This is a genomic window from Gemmatimonadota bacterium (genome assembly GCA_026705765.1).
Classification (GTDB): domain Bacteria; phylum Latescibacterota; class UBA2968; order UBA2968; family UBA2968; genus VXRD01.
On the sequence record JAPPAB010000180.1, the window covers coordinates 1 to 18,360 of the forward strand.

The window sequence follows — 18,360 nt, forward strand, 5'->3', positions numbered from 1 at the left end:
CGAAGAGGTCGAACGCGTGGTCGCAGGTCGAGCAAAGAAAGTGATGGTGATGCTCACGATCCTTGGGCTCGTACCGAACGCCGCGGCCCAACCCCTCGACCGACTCCAGCATTCCTTCCTCAACACCCCGTTGGAGCGCGCGATATACCGTGGCGAGACCGACACGCTCTCCGCTTCCGCTCAGGCGGATCCACAGTTCCCTGGCGGATAGGGGGCCGTCCGCTTCGCTAAGGGCTCGCAAGACGGTTAGCTGCTGTTTCGCTCTCTGCTGTTGATTCGCTCTTTGCATGAAGAAATGATAATCAATTCTCACATTATTGTCAAGACTTAATGGACAAAACCGTACACAACGGGTACATCAACGGATGGCAGATGGTTGAGAAAACAGATCAAACAACCGGCGGGGAACTGCCTTGAACTGACCTCAGAAAGTCAATCAATGTTCATATTTGGGAACCCATTTGCCCTTCATAATGTTTAATACCGTAAACCGTTACTGCGCCGTACAAAAAGGAGTGACCCAATGCACCCCAGATGGTTTTTCCTCTTCGCACTGTTCCTTACTGCCTGCATAGGTCCGTTGGACCCGAACAATTCCGAATACATTGAAATACGAGAAGTAACTGTCGGCCCAGCCCTGGCCAGATGCTACGGCATGGGTGAACAGACCTGCATGATCGTTGACGGCTCATTGTTCTACGACGGCATTGAAGGCTTCAACTTTGAAGCGGGCTACAACTATCACCTGCGGATCGGCATATACGACCCCTATGATGGAGAAGAACCCCCGCAGGACGCTGGCCAGTACAATTATCGCCTGCTGGAACAAATAGAAAAAACCCCTGCGCCTTCCACGCCCACAACCCTATCCGTGGGACCAGCGAGGGTAAAATGCGAGCAAAACGACGACTTTTGCCTGCTGATTAACGGTGCGCCCTACAACGACATCATCACCAACTTTGAGTACGAAGCCGGATATTACTATACCCTCAACGCAAACCAGTACAGCGATGGGCGATACGTATTGACTGAAATAGTCTCAAAAACCGAAGTAACGGGCACAGAAGAAGAAATAACCGTAGGCCCCCACAGAACCCCCTGCGGCGCCGTGTACTGCAACGTCGTCAATGGCGAAGCATTCCGCAGTGAAATCGTGAACTTCCAGCCCCGGCACAACTACAGCTACCGTCTGCGAGCCGAACGATTCGACATGTTTACCAGTAGCACAACCCCGTCTTCATCCAACATCCCGACCTACGGCTATCGCTGGTTGGAAACCCTCGAGCAGAGCACCAATAATTGAAGCCCTTACGAAAACGCCTGACTCAAATTCTTGCGATGCAAAATAAACCAGATCACAATCGGCGCGCCAATCAGGGACGTCACCGCATTCAGCGGCAAAACAAATTGACTACCCGGCAAATGGGCGATCAGATCGGATAGCAGTGCCAGCGTCGCCCCCAGGCAAGTGACCGCAGGCATAAGCACGCGGTGATCCGACGTATGCAACAGACTGCGACAAAGATGCGGCACAGCCAGACCCAAAAACGCAATCGGACCGCAAAAAGCAGTCGTCGCGCCCGCCAGAATCGACGCACTGACCAAAATCCACAAGCGAATACGCTTGACATTCAAACCCATACTGCGCGCATAATTTTCCCCCAGCAACAGTGCATTGAGCGGCTTAATACACAAAAACGCCAGCAAAAGACCCACAAAAATAGCAGAAATGAGCACGGGCATCTGTCGCCAGGTCACACTCCCAAAACTGCCAAAAGTCCACAAAATGTACGACTGAATTTGTTCGGGAACGCTAAAATAAATCAAAACACTGACAAAAGCCCCCGTCGCATACCCAAACATCAGCCCCAAAATCAGCAACGTCATCACACTCTGCACACTGCGAGAAACCAACAACACGCACCCCAGCACAGCGGCTGCACCCAGGATAGCTGCAACAGCCAAACTCAAATCGCCCAGAAAGCCCAACCCCGCGATAAGCGCACTGCTGACCGAACCCACCGCCAGCACCACAATCGCAACGCCGAGACTCGCGCCAGCACTGATACCCAGCACAAAAGGGTCCGCCAGAGGATTGCGGAAAAGCGTTTGCATCTGCAATCCACTCACAGAAAGCGCTGCACCTGCCAGCACAGCGGTAATCGCCTTGGGCAATCGAATCGTATGAACAATAATCGCCCATGCCTCAGAAGATACTTCTCCGCCCGTAAGAATACCGAACAAGCCCGCCAACGGAATATGAACCGACCCCAACGACAAACTCAAGCCGAACGCGATTAGAAGCAGGAAAAATAACCCCAGCACAATAACCGCGTGCCGCGATCTCCCCTGCGCTTCATCCTTGTATTGAGCCTCCATCCCGACCATCCTTTTATCCGCGCTCACTTTTCAGTGCCGCAATCAAATCGGCAATCGAACCGTATTCCCGGCTCTCTCCACCGCGCTCAACACACCAGGCATCCCCTGCCCCAATATCGACGCGCCACTCAGCCCCCGCATCTCCCACTTGAAATCCGGCTCTCTCCAGCGCGCGCTTTGTCCAATAAGCACGCCGTCCCTGTCCCGAAACAGCAACTGAGGCGCGACCGCGTTGTCCATTGAGCTTAAACGCACCCGTATCCGCATCAAAACGCACGCCATCACTCTGAAACGCGCCTTCAAATGCGCCATTGAGAATTAAATCCTCGGGCGCGCCAGTCTGCAATGCGCCCTCAAACGGCAAAAGATAAATGCGGTCTGCACAACGCAGTGCCAGATCCAAATCGTGCGTTGAAAGCAAAATCGCCTTACCCGTAGAATGTGCCAGATCCTGCAACAAAGCCATAATCTCAGCGCGGCGAGGCAAATCGAGAAAAGCCGTAGGCTCATCCAGAATCATAAGATCTGGCTCCTGCGCCAGCGCGCGTGCAATCATAACCTTTTGACGCTCGCCATCGCTGAGTTCTGCCACATTGCGATATGCCAAATCCTCAGCGCGGGCTGCCCGAATAGCCCAGGAAACAACCCGTTCATCTTCCTCTGTAAAGCGTCCGATCCAATCTGTATGGGGATATCGCCCCAGACCGACCAGATCGCGCACAGCCATAATACCAACACCAATGCGATCCGTAAGCACCACGCTAATCACCCGGGCAACCTCAGTAGCAGACATATCCGAGATATCCCGCCCCATAAGACAAACCTGCCCATCGAGTGGCGGCTGCATCCCCACAAGCGTGCGAATAAGCGTGGATTTCCCCGCACCATTGGGACCGAGCAAACACACAAATTCACCGCGATGAAGCGACACATCTATATCGCGCGCCACAACGCGAGACGGACGTCGGCCGTGTTTGTAACCCACAGCGAGATTTTGTGTTTTGAGAATCGCCACCATGCACCTCTGTCAAATCATTTCAAAAGTCCAAGACGTTCAAGATCATTCTCTCCCCACTGAACTTGTCGTTCAATGATTGATTTGAGCGTACCGACAGCAAAAGTTTGATTCATATTGTGGAGATGAATAGTCGTCATTCTCCCATCTGGGTGAACAAAAAAACGGGTCGCGCCTTTTCTTCTATATTCACGAAACCCGTCTCTTGTTATTGCTCGTATCAATCTGCGTGCTGTCAATGAACGAAGCCTGCTATAATCAATCGCCATATTAGATAGCTACAGTGACCAGAGGAACATCACTAACCTGAATCTGTGAAGAAGGTTCAGAAGGGATCTCTTCCCCATTCTCCAGCAGATACGCAACAAGAAGATCAACAGCGTTTTCCAAATTCTCTAACGCCTCTTTCTGGGTATATCCCCAACTCGCAGCCCCTCTATGCTCCAACGCGGGAATATAAGCTCTCCAGACAGCTTTAGCATCTGGCTCATCGGGCCACTTGTCTTTCTCTAAGACAGCCTTAAATAAATAAGTTTTCATATCTTTGTCCTCAGAGTGATTTTATTCACTACTATTTTGCCAGCAACATCTTGCGCGTGACCACATCAGCCCCGGCTTGCAAGCGATACACATACAAACCCGTACTTACCTGACGCCCGGCAGCGTCACGCCCATCCCACACGACCGTATAATTTCCCGCGGCCTGGAACTGCTGAACCAGCAACCGAATTTCCTGCCCCAGTACATTGTAGATCGCCAGTCGTACATTCACTGCTTCGCCCAGAGAATAGCGAATAGTCGTCGCTGGATTAAACGGATTGGGATGATTCTGCCCCAATGAAGCCGCAGATGGATTGATAAAACGCACATCACCGTTCAAATTGACCTCATACGTCACGCGACTTCCGGGCACGATTGGAATACTGGACCACCTCGCAATGGTCGCACCATCTGCCGAACGCACGCGCGCCTGATACATGCCATTCACACTACTCTGGTCATCCGCCATCACCCTCACCACAGCACGACCCATCTCATCTGTCGTATTATGCCACGCATAATTGGGCACGCGACCGGCAATCGACCGAGAAACCTCTACCGTCAAACCACTCACATCGCCATCGCCTACAACCTGCACATCCACCAGACCGGCACCATCGAACGCCGTATCGGACTCCAGGTAAATACCAGCGCCCACGATAAAAACCTGACCGAAGATATTAAGCGGGATCACATAGCTCACCTTGGGCGATTGGGTGTCTTCATCTCCTTCTACCGCTGGATTATCCCAATAATACTTCACAAAACCGCCGCCCGCTGTCGCTGTCGCGATGATCTCCTGCACAATTTTGACCCCATTGACATCTTCTACATCAATCATATTTTGCCCATAGGAACTCGGGTCAGCGGTCCCGTGAAAGATCAACACACCGCTGGTATCTATCACAAAAATGTAGATCGAACCATACTTGAAATCCTCTCCCTCGGTCCTGATTGCAGCCTGGACGGTTGCCAGGTAGGGATAACCCTTTTCCTCAATAATGGGAACGAGAACCCTCAAACCCTCTACAAAAGCTTTCAGAGTTTCCCGATCCACCACATCACGGGCTGTTACCTCCAGGATATCAAAGATATTTGGCTCGGCATCAACACTGGACAGATCCATATAAAAGCCGGCAGCTAAGATAAACTCTAGACCGCGTATAGTAACCGGAACAGCGTAAGTCAGCTTGGGCGAATCGGCATCTCCTTCCACTGCCGGATCATCCCAATAATACGCGACAAAACCGCCGTCTCCAGCGGCCGCGACGAGCATCTCCTGGACAATCTTAGCGCCTCTGGCATCTTCGAGATCAAGGACGTTTTTATCCTCAAACGTCACATCGCCCCCGTGAAATTGTACGAGTCCCTCGGAAGTCAATACCACGAGATACATCGAACCGGCCTTCCAATCCCCCTCAATCCTGAATGCCTCAATCAATCTTGAGACCTCAGCAAAGTTAGCAGCGCTCTCTAATGAATCCTTTGCCCCCTCGACAAAAGCTTTCAGAGTCTCCCGATCCACCACCTCATTCGCCGTTACCTCCTGCCCCTGTACAACGGCGGGACGCGCGACAAAAAAGAGACTGGCCAGCCCCAAAATAATTATCAAATGTTTCACGATAGGCCCTCTTTGTAATCAGTTTATTGGATTGCTACAAAAAATAGGTGTGTGACCTCAGAAAGTCAATAAAACCACCAGCCCTGTCGCGAGCAAACAGGTAACAATAACAAAAACACACATACGGCGCATATCCCCGGGTTGTCCACCCTCTGGATCATCCGCATCGCCCAACCAGATATCTGTAATCTGCATTCCTCCCTGCCAAACAGGACCGACCAACCGCCTCTGCAAAGCACCAGCAGCCGCAGCTTCACTCCACCCGGAATTTGGCCCCGGAACAAGCGCGTGTTGCCGCCACCCGATAAGCAATGCCTTGCGCGCAGAACACCCGGGTATAAAAAACGCCACCAGCACCATCCCCAAATACGTCAAACGCGCCGGAATAAAATTGAGCACATCGTCCAGCCGCGCCCCACACCAGCCAAAATAGCGGTATGGCGGCGTCTTAAACCCCACCATAGAATCCATCGTACTAACCACCTTAAAAAACACAACACCCGGCAACCCCAGTATAGCGTACCAAAAAACGGGCGACACAAAACCATCCACAGCATTCTCGCTCAAACTCTCCATACCCGCACGCCGGCAAGCCGCAAAATCCATCACATCCGTATCGCGCCCCACAAGCATAGACGCCGCCTCTCGCGCACGCGCCAGATCAGCAGCGCGATCAATTGCCAACCCGTGCTTGCACAAATCTTTGAGCGCAAGCATAGAGTACAAAACAAAAACCTGAAAAATCCAACCCACCCCAGATTGGACATCATGCAACACAAAAGCCAATGCACAGACAACCCCCACCCAAAACGCAGACAACAAAAAAAACAGCAAACACCCACCAGCATAACCATCCAAACGCAAACCGCGAAGCAACCGCTCAAAAAAAGACAGCGTCGCCCCCATCAAACGAATGGGATGCAACGCATAAACCGGATCGCCAAAAAGACCATCCAAAACAACCGCGCAAAGAAGCAAAACCGGATCCGGCTCGAGAATTGTCACGTCCATTTCAAACGCCATCCAAGCGCAAATGCATCGTAAACGACCTCCAAAAATGCGTTCTCATCCACGCGCAACTGCTCGTAACACGACAACCAGACATCTGGTCTTGCCGCCAGCGAAGTCGCCAATATCGCTGCCTGTTGCCGCAACACTGGATCTGCCAGTTCCAGTGAAACCGTCCCATACCGCACCCGATCCCAAACCGCTGCAAACCCATAAGCCGCCGCCGAAACGCGTGGTTCATAAACAACGGACTTGAGATTCTTCTTTAACAACGCAAATTCATCTGCTTTGAGCCGTTTCTCCATCGCCGACAAAAATCGATCCTCTCTAAACCCAAACCGCTTCAACGCATGAAAAACACTACGCGTATAAGACCCTTCCAAACCGTTCTGCCATCGCAGTGCCTCCAGCGTGGCTTTGCGCATAGATTTGCCGATCAACTCGCCCAGTTTTGCGTGATGTCCCGCATTGGTCTTGGGCACGCGTGTCTTATCCAGAGGCGCGGCAACACAGTACTGATCCGTACCCGTACCCGTTGCGAGATCCTGAGAAAAGCGACTCGAAATCGCGAGATCCCGAAGCGCGGCAGACTTCCCCTCAGTCATCGTCACCACCGCCCGCGCCATCGCCCCTGGCGTAAGCGGCCAATTGATCAACACCATCGCATTGATCGTACCCTCATAGAGATGGCGCCATCCCGCATCCTCTTCGTGCCAACTCGCCCCATCGCCCGCACACCCCGCATTGCCCTCAACACCTGCGGTAACAACCGCACACACGCGCAACTCGGCATGCGATTCCACAACGCGAGCCGCATAATGCATATTTGCAGCCGTCCCCATCAGCGCAACCGCGTCCGGCGGAAAACCGCGTTCTGCACAGACATGGCGATGATACCCCACCTCCCCCAGTTGTTTAATCAACGCAAAGCGCGCATCGTGCCCATTGCCCTCACAACTCTGGTGATTCACCAGATATCGGACATCCTCGCACAAACCACCGCGATATGCCGACGTACTCAGCACCTGATGCGGCACCAGCAATTCCGCGATCAAAAAACGGCCATCGCGCTTCAAATCGTAATACTCATGCTGATCGATAAACTCACCCATCTCAAAAATCAATCCCGGGTTGGGCCACAATACCCTGATCACTAAACGGATGCTTAACCTCGCGCATCTCCGTCACCATATCGGCAAAATTAACCAGCTCATCGGGCGCATCCCGCCCCGTAATAATCACATGCAACATCTCCGGCTTATGCTCCCGCAGCCAATCTACCACCTCTGTTGCATCCAACCATCCAAAAGCCATCAAATACGTAAACTCATCCAGAATAAACAGATCGTAATCTCCGCTTACAATCCGCTCCTGCGCCACTTCCCAACCGCGCAATGCCCGAGCCTGTGTCTCATCGATATCCTTGCTCGTCCACGTCCACCCATCGCCTGTACCAATCCAATCGACCTCCATGCGCCTGGCCGCGCGAATCTCGCCAAAATTGGCATTCTCGTGCTTCAAAAACTGAATCACACCCACACGCATCTTGCGCCCCCATGCGCGGGTCATCACCCCAAGGGCAGCCGTAGTCTTACCCTTGCCATCTCCGGTATTGACCATCACCAGGCCCTTTTTCACATGCCGTTTTCGTTGTCTGGTACTCATACAAACCTCTCTTTTGAACGCGGATACAGGCTTTTTATTCCCCTTCAAATTCCGAAACAAAAATCAGAAAATCGGGAAAATCGACCGAACCATTGCCATCCAAATCGAACATAGCATCACTCGCTGCTTTCCCAAACGCGGAAGCAAAAGCCAAAAAATCGCTAAAATCAACCACACAATCGCCATTAAAATCAGCCACACTGCCCACAAATGCAATAGTCGAAGGCAACAGCCCCGTACTGATCGGACCGGCCACAAGCTCATCCGTCTTCACATCATAAACCCGCACGCCAACGGCTGTCGGATCCGCAAAACTGCTTTGATCCAAAACGTACAACCGTTCCCCAAACACCCCCAGGCTCGGCACAAAACCCCCGGTCAAACCATCCAGAGGTGGTGATACAGACTGCGTCCCCAAACCGAAACGCTTGACAGCATTGGCAAAACTCGCATCCAAAACAACGACATACCCCTCCTCATCTGAAACCATCGCCAGAGAACTCAGATTACCCCCAAAAGCTATCTCACCAAGCACAACGCCTTCGCTCTTCAAATTTGCCAGATCAATCACCTCAATCCCGCCATCCGTCAAATCAGCAAACGTATTAACCGCGCTCAAAAACCACTTATTTCCTCGCTGTACCGCACCCGCGGGATTTTTACCCGCCATCACAATCCCCTGCACCCCGGCTGTATTTGCATCCACATCCACCACCTGATCCCTCATCACATCAACAACCGCAATCACCGAAACATCCGTCGGCACCCACCCATTATCTCGATCCAGCCGCTGACACGCGGCAAACAAATGATTGCCGTACAACGCGAGCTGAGATACTTCGGGCAAACCATCCGCATCTGCAAAACCCGATAAATCCACCGCACCCAGTGAATCCCCCGTAACCGGATTTACAATCAACAAATGCGTGCGCCCATACCGCGAAATATACGCTTTCTCCTCGCTGACAAAAACCATATCGTGCGGATTTGAACCATTGCCCGTCGAATACTGCGTCAAAGGCGTCTTCAGATCACTGCTGCTCAAAACAATTACATTATCCTGTCCCAGGCGATTGATAATATACACCTTATCCCGATACGTCCGCACCACCGCATCCGAGTGAATCGTCAGGTGATCGCGCACTGCCGTATTCGTGCTCAGATCCAGACTCGAAAAACTACCACTGCTATAATCCGTCGTCGTGATAATCGCCTGATTTGCCGATACGCTAAAAGTAAAAAACAAAAGAAAAAACGCGAGTAATTTGAGCGTTTTACACAGATGTCCACGGATAGACACAGATAAAATCATTGTATTCTCCTTTTTCGTTTAAAAATGTTAGCAGCATTGATTCATAAAAACCACTTAATCCGCATTCAAACTCACAAAAAACGCGCGTCCTGGCAGCGGATAACCCCAGGTATCGGCGATTTGTGCTCCGGTTAAATTTTTTACCTCCAATCCAATGTGAAACCGCAGCCCCGTATCCACCTTCACACCCGTATTGTGAACATGCCGCGATAATAACGGGCGTCGATTTGCTTGATCCAAAAAATTGCCATCTTCAAATGCATAATCGTAAAACGCAGTACAGCGTCCCAGACGCATTGTCGCGCGAACAAACAGCGCGTGGGGCGGACGATTGGGTAAAATATTGCCAACCAAATGGGGAATATTGGACTTATCAGTAGCTTTTTGATACGTGTAATTACCCGACAGATCGGCCCGAGAACCAAAACGTCTCTGCGCGGTCATCTCAAACCCATACACGCGCGCTTTGCCAATATTAACCGGACGCGACGTAGCCTGTGACGTGTGAACAAACTGGATCAAATCCTCATAGCGATGGTCAAAAAACGCGCCTTCCAAAGTGGTCGTACCATCTGCATAACGCAGACCAGCATCCCAGGTCAAACCATACTCTGGCCTGAGATTGACATTGCCGACCACACCGCCGCGATCGCCAAAAAGCTCGTAAAAAGAAGGCACGCGAAATACGCGCCCCGCATTGGCCTTAAACATCAGATGGGATGCCAGATCCAAACGCACACCCGAACGCAGACTGGTGAGACTGCGCGTATTGGCCGAATCGGGTGCGAGCGGCGAAAAATTAAAAGGATTCGCACCGGTAAACGAACTGTATATCCGCCGTTGCTCCGCGCCAAAAGACCAGATACCGATCTCACCCGGCAGCGAAATATCCACACCCGTGCGCGCGACAAAAACCCACCGCTGACTATCGAACAAATTGGAGAGAGACCGAAGATGCGCCGTCGGCAAATAAGTCTCCCTGTGCAACCCAATCGCAGCCGCGATATCACAATGCGAAAACAGAACCGTTTGCAAACGACCCAGCCACCCATAAGTACGCGTGAGATAATCATTATCCTGGCGACCAATCCCGATCTCGCCATCCAGATCGCGGAACCGCTCTTTGACATGCGTGACATAAAGCGATTGCTGCGTATTTATACCGCGCAAAAAAACGCGATCTTCATAAGCGACTTCTGTCATCATTTGGAAAACATCCAAATGTGCATTCTGCGACTGATTATTGCTAATACCGGGCATACCCTGATATTTCCAGTACGCGGACTCGTGAAAAGACAAAATTCTATCCTCCCCAAAAGCGCGACGCCATTTGCCCAAAAGATTAAAAGATCGATGATCGTTATTCTGACGCCTGCTCCAAACATCGTCACTGTCATTGTATTCCGTCCCATTATCATCGAGAAATCCAAAATCGTTATCGCTATGTGCATAATCGGCCACAACGAGAAACTCCGACTGACCAAACCCACCCGCGAACACACCACTCAGCAACCGCGTATCAAAAGCTCCCCACGATCCTCGAATCCCATGAAACCATCGTCCCTGCGTCTGTCGCGTGCGCACATGCACCGTGCCCCCCAGACCATTGCCCCCGGCACCTGCACCGCGATACACCTCAATCTGCCCGACGTGAGCCAGTGGCAAATTGCTGAGATCTACCCCCCCACCAAAAGCAGTATTGAGCAAAATGCCATCGAGGTAGACCTCAACCTGATCGGCTGATGAACCGCGCAACGAAAGCGTACTAAAAGTGCCCAACCCACCCAGTCGCTTGACGTGTACCCCCGTAGCTTCGGCCAACACATCGGGCAACGTCGTCTCCCTACCCTCAAAACTCTCGCGCGGAATAACCGTCGCATACGCCGGATTCCTGTGAATATCACTGGCACCTATCGGATCGGCAATCACCGAAAACTCATCAAGGGGAAGGGTCCTGAGAGACAGCGCAATAAAAACCTCAGCCGTCTCGGCCACCTGAACCGTACGCCGCACCTCATCGTAAGCCACATGAGTTATGGACAATGTATAAGCACCCGGCATCAAATCAAAAAAAACAAAACGCCCATCGCCATCCGTCTGCGTCACAAAATCCGTATTGAGAATGCGAACACGCACACTTGCAATGGGCATTCGGCTCTCCACATCCGTAACGCGACCAACAATCTGCGCTCCCCAAAGCGGCGTATTCGCGCAAAGAATTAAAAAAATGAAAAAACGCATCGTTTTCATAAGCTATGGATCCAGCTTTCGATAGTACTTGAGCTGATGATTTGGCAACAAGTGGGGATGTAAAATTTTAATAATATCCGCCAACACAACATCCGGCTCAATCAGCCCTGTCTCCCAATAATCATTGCCCCCATGCGCATTCAGACGCGCATTGGCATTGAAAACATTCCCGTTCTCAAACGCCGTGAATCTTTTGTAACGCTCGTCCTCGGCAACAACATCATCTCGAGAAAACCACCCATTTTTCATCGTGATCCAGCAATCCGCATCGTGCGCCTTTTCGTAAACCGTCTCAAAATCGAGCGCCAAACTCTGTTGTGACTCATCATCTGCCCACAGATAATTTGCACCCGCATCCCTGAGCAATTGTGCAGCATAGGTTTTACCTCCAGCCATAAACCAGGTCCCGCGCCAGAGAGACCCCACAAAAACCGTGGGACGTTTGTCCATCGGCAAATCCTGCGTCAACGCCCTCCGCGCCTCATACCTCACAACAATGCTATCAAATTGGGCCGATGCCAGCCCTTCTTTTTCAAAAAAAACACCCATAAATTTGATCCACTCCACGCGCCCCAGCAAAGAAGATTCCCCATAAGCGGCGTTAATCACAACGGGCACACCAGCCTCTTGCAACACGACAAGCACATTCTCTTGCGTGTACGTATCTGCAATAACGAGATCGGGTTGAAGCACCAGAACCTTTTCCAAATCCATAGCCCTATCTCGACCAACCTCGGTCAACTTACCCTCCGCAAAGCGTTGATTGACAGCCTCTGTATTGACAAATTTGATATTATCAATTCCAATCAGGCTATGCACCTCACCGAGCTTTTCGACATGTGGCAAATGCGTCGTAGATGTCGTAATCAAAGTCCGCACGGGAATTTCTATTCTCGGAACCCCTTCATAGCCATCGGGCGACTCGTGCCCGCGCTGCACCAAGATATACTGAACCTCTTCCCGCTCTCCACCCCCGGGCGCGAGCACTGTTACAACCCTGTAATCATCGAAATAATCAACGCGAAAACCCTGTGCATATTGCAAAGACAACTGCGCCTGAACAGGTATGATCCAAACTCCGATACAACATATCATCTGCATCCATATTCTCAGATTCAACACACACCTCGCACAAAAAAATCCCTGACTTCCTTGTAGAAATCAGGGACATAGCTAAACGCGACAAAACCACATAGCGCACGCATTATCTCACCTTTTTCCCAATCCACGAGGAAATCAATAAGGCCTGAGATTCGGGCAGGTCTTCTGGCTTCTGGGTCTCATGCGCCTCGCGCCTTCCCGGTTTTTCACCAGTGGCATATAGTGCGAGAAACATCCCCAGTTACAGCGGCGGGACCGCAACGGATTCTCACCGTTTTCCCTATACTGCAACCCGAATCCATGTTTTATGACATTTTATTTAAAGCGCAACTTCCTCCACTGAAAGACCGCGCTCTTTGAGATACGGCAAAAGACCTTTTTTATTCACCGTTCGCAGTGCGCGGGCTGAGAGTTTGATACGCACAAAGCGCCCCAGTTCAGGGACGTAAATGCGCTTGCTCTTCAAATTGGGTTTCTGCACCCGCTTGACTCTTCGTTTGGAGTGGGACACGTGATGACCACTAAGCGGTCCCCTTCCCGTAATACTACAACGTCTGGCCATGGAAAAATCCTCTTATCAATATCTATCGCTCTTCCCGATAGAGCACACGCTTCCGCAGTATCGGATCAAACTTTTTTAGTTCGAGACGATCGGGATGATTCTGTCGATTTTTTTCCGTATGATAATAATGCGAACTCTCTGTACTTTTCATTCTAATGCCTATGCGGCTACCCTGTCGCTTAGCCATAGCGTACCCCCAGTATCTTTTGTTATCAGACCGCCAACACGCGGCGGGCAAGAAGTTGAAATATACAGTGTTACCTCTATAACATCAAGAATTTTGTATTACACAGTCAAAATCCAGTTGGCAAAAACAAATCTCATTCCCTATCATACAGTTTTGCGTTCACCAACACTCAGCAAAGGAGAGAACAATGTCCGAAGAAACGATCTTTAGCAAAATTATTCGACGCGAAATCAACGCAGACATCGTCTATCAAGACGACCTGGTAACCGCTTTTCGGGACATCAATCCCCAGGCACCCACCCACGTATTGATCGTACCGAATAAATTGATCCCTACAATCAACGACGTGACAAAAGAAGACGAACCCGCACTGGGGCGCATGATAACCGTCGCGGCAAAAATCGCAGCAGAAGAGGGCATTTCAGAAAACGGGTATCGCCTGCTCATCAATTGCAATCGCGACGGAGGCCAGGAAGTGTTTCACATCCACATGCATCTGCTCGGCGGACAACCTCTGGGCAGAATGTTGGCGAGATAGCAGGTCATTGATCAGAAGGCGGAGGAACCGGATCGTACCCACCCCTGGCGAACGGGCGGCAGCGCAAAACACGCCGTATCGCAAGAGAAAGGGCATACGCGAAGGAATGCTGGCGAAAAGCTTCAAGCGCGTAATGCGAACAGGTGGGATGATAGCGACATGGACTGGGCGCAATGGCAAAAAAGCGCATCAAGGGCGACAGCACATATTGATAGCCCTTAATAAGCACACACGCGGTGGTGGAAAACATTCTATCGACAATTTTTATGGGATTGACCATTTTGTATTTTGAGGTATATTAGGCCGAACTTTTTCAAACTACGGAGAACAGAATGGAACTACCCGACATACAAAACTCACATGACAAACGCGGTATTGAAATCGACCAGGTTGGTGTCTCCAATGTCCGCTATCCCTTGACCTTGCCGCTGCGCGATAACGGCGAATTTCACACAGTAGCCAACCTGTCCATGACCGTGAGTCTGCCCCACCATCAAAAAGGCACCCACATGTCGCGGTTTATGATTGCGCTGAACGAGCAACACAAACACTTTACACCTGATAGCGTACACATCGTACTCGAAGAAATGCTCGAATTATTGGAAGCCGAAGAAGCATTTCTCAGCATGGCATTTCCCATCTTTTTAACCCGTAAAGCACCTATCACGGGCATTGAAGGCATGCTGGACTACAACTGTGAATTCAGAGCAATGTTGACAAATGAAGGCACGCAAGACAAGCTCATCGGCGTGCGTGCCAACGTGGCAAGCCTCTGCCCCTGCAGCAAAGAAATCAGCGACTACGGCGCGCACAATCAACGTTCCGAAATCACAATGGACGTGCGGCCTTATGAGGATGAATTTATCTGGTTTGAAGATTTGATCGACATTGGCGAATACCATGCGTCGTGTCAACTCTATCCCATCCTGAAACGCACAGATGAAAAATACGTAACCGAGCGCGCATATAACAACCCCAAATTTGTCGAAGACATCGTGCGCGATGTGGCGACAGACCTGCTATCCATGATGGACCAAGAGCGCATCGCGTGGTTTTACGTATCGAGCAACAATTACGAAAGCATCCACAACCACGATGCGTATGCCAAAATTGAGCGCGGTGTGCGCGGTCCGTTATTGACGCACCGCAAAGAAGCGGAAAACGCGTTGATGGTCTAACAACATATAACACTAAAAAAAGGGCCTTCTCATAGGCCCTTTTTATCATTCCTCAACCTATGCCGCTGTGGCAAGCGCGAGTTCGTGAATGCGCTTGACCATAGAGGCAAAGCCATTGGCGCGGTTGATACTGAGGTGTTTGGCGAGATCGAGCTTTTCAAAAATGCTGCGAATATCAGCCGTGAGAATCTCCCGAGCAGTCTTACCCGAATACAGCGACAACAAAATAGCGACCAGCCCCTTGACAATCTGCGCATCGCTATCTGCGCGAAATTCGATCACTGGGGGATCGCCATCTCGAACATCGGTCACGAGCCAAACCTGGCTCACACACCCCCGCACCAGATTGTCATCAACTTTGTATCTCTCATCAAAAGGCGGCAACTTGCGACCGAGTTCAATAATATACCGGTAGCGATCTTCCCAATCTGTGAGAACATCAAAATTCTGCATAATGCGATCAATCGTAATATCCATAAAAACCTCTCACCTCACCACCCGCGCAATATCGCGCGCAAAATAAGTCAGAATAAGATCTGCACCCGCGCGCTTAATACTCACCAGAACCTCGTCTCGCACCCGAACTTCATCCAGCCAACCATTGGCGAAAGCCGCTTTGAGCATCGCAAACTCGCCGCTGACATTGTAAGCGGCAACCGGCACGCCGAACTCTGTTTTCACCCGATAAATAATATCCAGATAGGGCAATGCGGGCTTGATCATAACGATATCCGCGCCCTCTTCAATATCCAGAGCCACCTCGCGCATGGCCTCGTCGCCATTTGCCGGATCCATCTGATAGGATCGGCGATCACCAAATTGCGGCGCAGACTCTGCCGCTTCTCGGAATGGACCGTAAAAACCCGAGCAGTATTTAGCAGCATAAGCCATAATCGGTATATGGTCAAACCCCTGGGCATCCAGAGCAGAGCGAATAGCCCCAACGCGGCCATCCATCATATCGGAAGGCGCGACCATATCTGCGCCCGCGCGAACATGGGAAAGGGATTCCTCGACGAGAAGATCAACCGTTTCATCATTATGCACATCGTTATCCACAATCACACCGCAATGCCCGTGGTCCGTATATTCGCATAAACACACATCCGTAATCACATAGAGATCAGGCGTAGTTTCTTTAATCGCAGATATCGCACGCTGAATAATGCCATCATCGCAATAAGCCCCACTCCCCCGTGCGTCTTTGTGATCGGGAATCCCAAAAAGAATCACCGCTGGAATGCCCAGATCGGCAATTTCTCTACACGCCTCAACCGCGACATCTATCGACATCTGATGGTTGCCCGGCATAGACCCAATTTCTTTCTTCACACCTCTGCCCGGACACACAAACAGAGGCATAATCAAATCGTCAACGCGCACATAATTTTCGCGCACCATTCGGCGCACAGTCTCACTCTGGCGCAAACGGCGCATGCGAGTAATCGGAAAATTCATAAAAGTCATCCACCTTCTTCTAAGCCAACTGCTTCACAGCCATCGTCCCCTCCGGCGTAGTACGCACCTCGTAGCCCGCATCGATGAGATCCTGCCGCAGACGATCAGCAGTATCGTAATCTTTAGATGCGCGGGCCTCATCAATCTGTTTGCAAATCGCCTCGCTGGTATCTACCTCATCCGACGATTCAGACGACTTAGCCTTGACATCGGCAATCCCCAGCACACTATTGATCTTATCAAACACATCCAGCGCTTCGGACGGGTCATCTACCTCTTGCCCCATCCAGTTATGCACCACGGCAAGTGCTGCACTAATATTGAGATCGCTGGACAAAGCACTGAGAAAATCGGCAACAACGGGTTGATCGTTGCCGACCTCAGTCGCACTTCCATTCGCCGCCTGGACAAGCCCCCGCCCAAACTCGTGAAATCTTCGCACGGCATTGGCCGAATCACGAACGCCCTTTTGCGTAAAATTGGTCTGCGTGCGATAATGCGTCTTAATAAGTTCGTAACGCAAAACCGAAGGATGAACAGGACGCCCGGTCACCTTGCCATCGAGCACATCCCGCACCGTAAAAAAATTGCCTTTGCTCTTGGACATCTTCTCGCCTTCAACCATTAAATAGCGCGGGTGAATCCAGTACCTGGCAAAATGCGAATGCCCCGTCGCACAACACGATTGGGCAATCTCGCATTCGTGGTGCGGAAAAATATTATCCTCGCCCCCCGTGTGAATATCGATAACCTCGCGCCGCAGCATCTTCATCGCCATAGCCGAACACTCGATATGCCAGCCCGGATACCCCTCACCCCAGGGAGAAGGCCATTTCATAATATGCGACGGATCGGGTTTCCACAAAAAGAAATCAGCGGGATTGCGCTTGATCGCCTGGTGTTCCTCAAGCACGCGCCCACCCGAACCCGCGATGAGTTGATCGAGATCGTTGCCCGACAGACGACCGTATTCGGGAAAAGATTCAACACTAAAATAAACCACACCATCATCGGCAATATAGGCGTGGCCCTTGTCCAACAGCTTCTGAATCATCATCTGTATGGCATCGATATGTTCCGTGGGACGCGGCATATTGCGCGGATAGTCGTGCGCCACTTTAATCCCCAGCAAACGCGCATCTTCGACAAATGCATCCGTGAAATATTGCGCCACCTCAAACGGATCATCGGGATTGGAAATCGCATCATCGGGCAACTTACCCAACTTCTTTTCTTCCTTGAGCTTGCGTGTAGCCACCGCGATTTTGTCCTCGCCAGTCGCATCGGCCACATCGTCGTCCGTCATATGCCCCACATCGGTAATATTCATCACATGAGTAACATGATAACCGGCCAATTCGAGAAAACGACGGAGCACATCGGAAAACAAAAAAGACTTAAAATTGCCGATATGGGCAAAATCGTACACCGTTGGACCACAGGAATACATCGCCACATTTGGAGGATCGAGCGGCTCAAAAATTTCTTCGCGATTCGTCAGCGTATTGTAAAATCGAATATCCATAATCGAGTTCAAAAATAAACC

At 51.0% G+C, this 18,360-nt stretch carries 20 protein-coding genes and 1 riboswitch; of the genes, 3 read left to right on the forward strand and 17 right to left on the reverse strand.

Features of this window, described 5'->3' with window-relative positions; all coding sequences use genetic code 11:
* Positions 1-289: transcriptional repressor (locus OXH16_22950; GenBank protein ID MCY3684263.1), on the reverse strand; the 289-nt coding region annotated here is incomplete at its 3' end.
* A gap of 234 nt (positions 290-523) precedes the next feature.
* Here OXH16_22950 and OXH16_22955 point away from each other — a divergent pair.
* A complete protein-coding gene (locus OXH16_22955) occupies positions 524-1,303 on the forward strand; it encodes a DUF4377 domain-containing protein (GenBank protein MCY3684264.1) in 780 nt (259 codons plus the stop codon).
* 5 nt (positions 1,304-1,308) lie between these two features.
* Here the strand turns inward: OXH16_22955 and OXH16_22960 are convergent, their stop codons facing one another.
* From OXH16_22960 to rpmG, 12 genes are all read right to left on the reverse strand, one after another.
* Positions 1,309-2,379: an iron ABC transporter permease gene (locus OXH16_22960; protein ID MCY3684265.1), complete on the reverse strand. Its 1,071-nt coding sequence runs from the start codon at positions 2,377-2,379 to the stop codon at positions 1,309-1,311.
* A gap of 13 nt (positions 2,380-2,392) precedes the next feature.
* Positions 2,393-3,397 carry an ABC transporter ATP-binding protein gene (locus OXH16_22965; GenBank protein ID MCY3684266.1) on the reverse strand — a complete coding sequence of 335 codons (1,005 nt, stop codon included), beginning with the start codon at positions 3,395-3,397 and terminating at the stop codon, positions 2,393-2,395.
* A 267-nt stretch (positions 3,398-3,664) separates the two neighbouring features.
* Positions 3,665-3,934 carry a type II toxin-antitoxin system HicB family antitoxin gene (locus tag OXH16_22970; GenBank protein ID MCY3684267.1) on the reverse strand — a complete coding sequence of 90 codons (270 nt, stop codon included), beginning with the start codon at positions 3,932-3,934 and terminating at the stop codon, positions 3,665-3,667.
* A 31-nt stretch (positions 3,935-3,965) separates the two neighbouring features.
* A complete protein-coding gene (locus tag OXH16_22975; protein MCY3684268.1) occupies positions 3,966-5,555 on the reverse strand; it encodes a cache domain-containing protein in 1,590 nt (529 codons plus the stop codon).
* Between the two features lie 57 nt (positions 5,556-5,612).
* Positions 5,613-6,566, reverse strand: coding sequence for an adenosylcobinamide-phosphate synthase CbiB (cbiB, locus tag OXH16_22980; GenBank protein ID MCY3684269.1), 954 nt, complete (start codon positions 6,564-6,566; stop codon positions 5,613-5,615).
* Complete coding sequence (locus OXH16_22985; GenBank protein MCY3684270.1) at positions 6,557-7,717, reverse strand: adenosylcobinamide amidohydrolase; 1,161 nt, start codon at positions 7,715-7,717, stop codon at positions 6,557-6,559. Before OXH16_22985 ends, cbiB begins: the two co-directional genes overlap by 10 nt.
* Positions 7,677-8,228: a cob(I)yrinic acid a,c-diamide adenosyltransferase gene (gene cobO / locus OXH16_22990; protein MCY3684271.1), complete on the reverse strand. Its 552-nt coding sequence runs from the start codon at positions 8,226-8,228 to the stop codon at positions 7,677-7,679. The genes OXH16_22985 and cobO overlap by 41 nt, the downstream gene beginning before the upstream one ends.
* 34 nt (positions 8,229-8,262) lie before the next feature.
* Positions 8,263-9,540, reverse strand: coding sequence for a hypothetical protein (locus tag OXH16_22995; GenBank protein ID MCY3684272.1), 1,278 nt, complete (start codon positions 9,538-9,540; stop codon positions 8,263-8,265).
* A gap of 54 nt (positions 9,541-9,594) precedes the next feature.
* Complete coding sequence (locus tag OXH16_23000; GenBank protein ID MCY3684273.1) at positions 9,595-11,781, reverse strand: TonB-dependent receptor; 2,187 nt, start codon at positions 11,779-11,781, stop codon at positions 9,595-9,597.
* 12 nt (positions 11,782-11,793) lie between these two features.
* Positions 11,794-12,891: an ABC transporter substrate-binding protein gene (locus OXH16_23005; GenBank protein ID MCY3684274.1), complete on the reverse strand. Its 1,098-nt coding sequence runs from the start codon at positions 12,889-12,891 to the stop codon at positions 11,794-11,796.
* Positions 12,892-13,028: 137 nt separating this feature from the next.
* Positions 13,029-13,202, reverse strand: a riboswitch (cobalamin riboswitch).
* A gap of 8 nt (positions 13,203-13,210) precedes the next feature.
* Entirely contained in the window at positions 13,211-13,453 is a 243-nt protein-coding gene (gene rpmB / locus OXH16_23010) for a 50S ribosomal protein L28 (protein ID MCY3684275.1), read from the reverse strand.
* 22 nt (positions 13,454-13,475) lie between these two features.
* Entirely contained in the window at positions 13,476-13,640 is a 165-nt protein-coding gene (gene rpmG / locus OXH16_23015; protein ID MCY3684276.1) for a 50S ribosomal protein L33, read from the reverse strand.
* A 187-nt stretch (positions 13,641-13,827) separates the two neighbouring features.
* On the opposite strand from rpmG, the gene hinT reads away from it, so the two are divergent.
* Complete coding sequence (hinT, locus tag OXH16_23020; GenBank protein ID MCY3684277.1) at positions 13,828-14,178, forward strand: purine nucleoside phosphoramidase; 351 nt, start codon at positions 13,828-13,830, stop codon at positions 14,176-14,178.
* 4 nt (positions 14,179-14,182) lie between these two features.
* Here the strand turns inward: hinT and yidD are convergent, their stop codons facing one another.
* Positions 14,183-14,458 (reverse strand): membrane protein insertion efficiency factor YidD, encoded by a 276-nt coding sequence (gene yidD / locus OXH16_23025; GenBank protein ID MCY3684278.1) that lies wholly within the window; start codon positions 14,456-14,458, stop codon positions 14,183-14,185.
* A gap of 52 nt (positions 14,459-14,510) precedes the next feature.
* On the opposite strand from yidD, the gene folE2 reads away from it, so the two are divergent.
* Positions 14,511-15,356: a GTP cyclohydrolase FolE2 gene (folE2, locus tag OXH16_23030; protein ID MCY3684279.1), complete on the forward strand. Its 846-nt coding sequence runs from the start codon at positions 14,511-14,513 to the stop codon at positions 15,354-15,356.
* A gap of 57 nt (positions 15,357-15,413) precedes the next feature.
* Here the strand turns inward: folE2 and OXH16_23035 are convergent, their stop codons facing one another.
* From OXH16_23035 to cysS, 3 genes are read right to left on the reverse strand one after another with little or no spacing between them, the layout of a single operon-like run.
* Positions 15,414-15,833 carry a SufE family protein gene (locus tag OXH16_23035; protein MCY3684280.1) on the reverse strand — a complete coding sequence of 140 codons (420 nt, stop codon included), beginning with the start codon at positions 15,831-15,833 and terminating at the stop codon, positions 15,414-15,416.
* Between the two features lie 9 nt (positions 15,834-15,842).
* Positions 15,843-16,814, reverse strand: coding sequence for a porphobilinogen synthase (gene hemB / locus OXH16_23040; protein ID MCY3684281.1), 972 nt, complete (start codon positions 16,812-16,814; stop codon positions 15,843-15,845).
* Positions 16,815-16,833: 19 nt separating this feature from the next.
* Positions 16,834-18,339, reverse strand: a complete 1,506-nt coding sequence (gene cysS / locus OXH16_23045) for a cysteine--tRNA ligase (protein ID MCY3684282.1) — start codon at positions 18,337-18,339, stop codon at positions 16,834-16,836.
* Positions 18,340-18,360 lie beyond the last annotated feature (21 nt).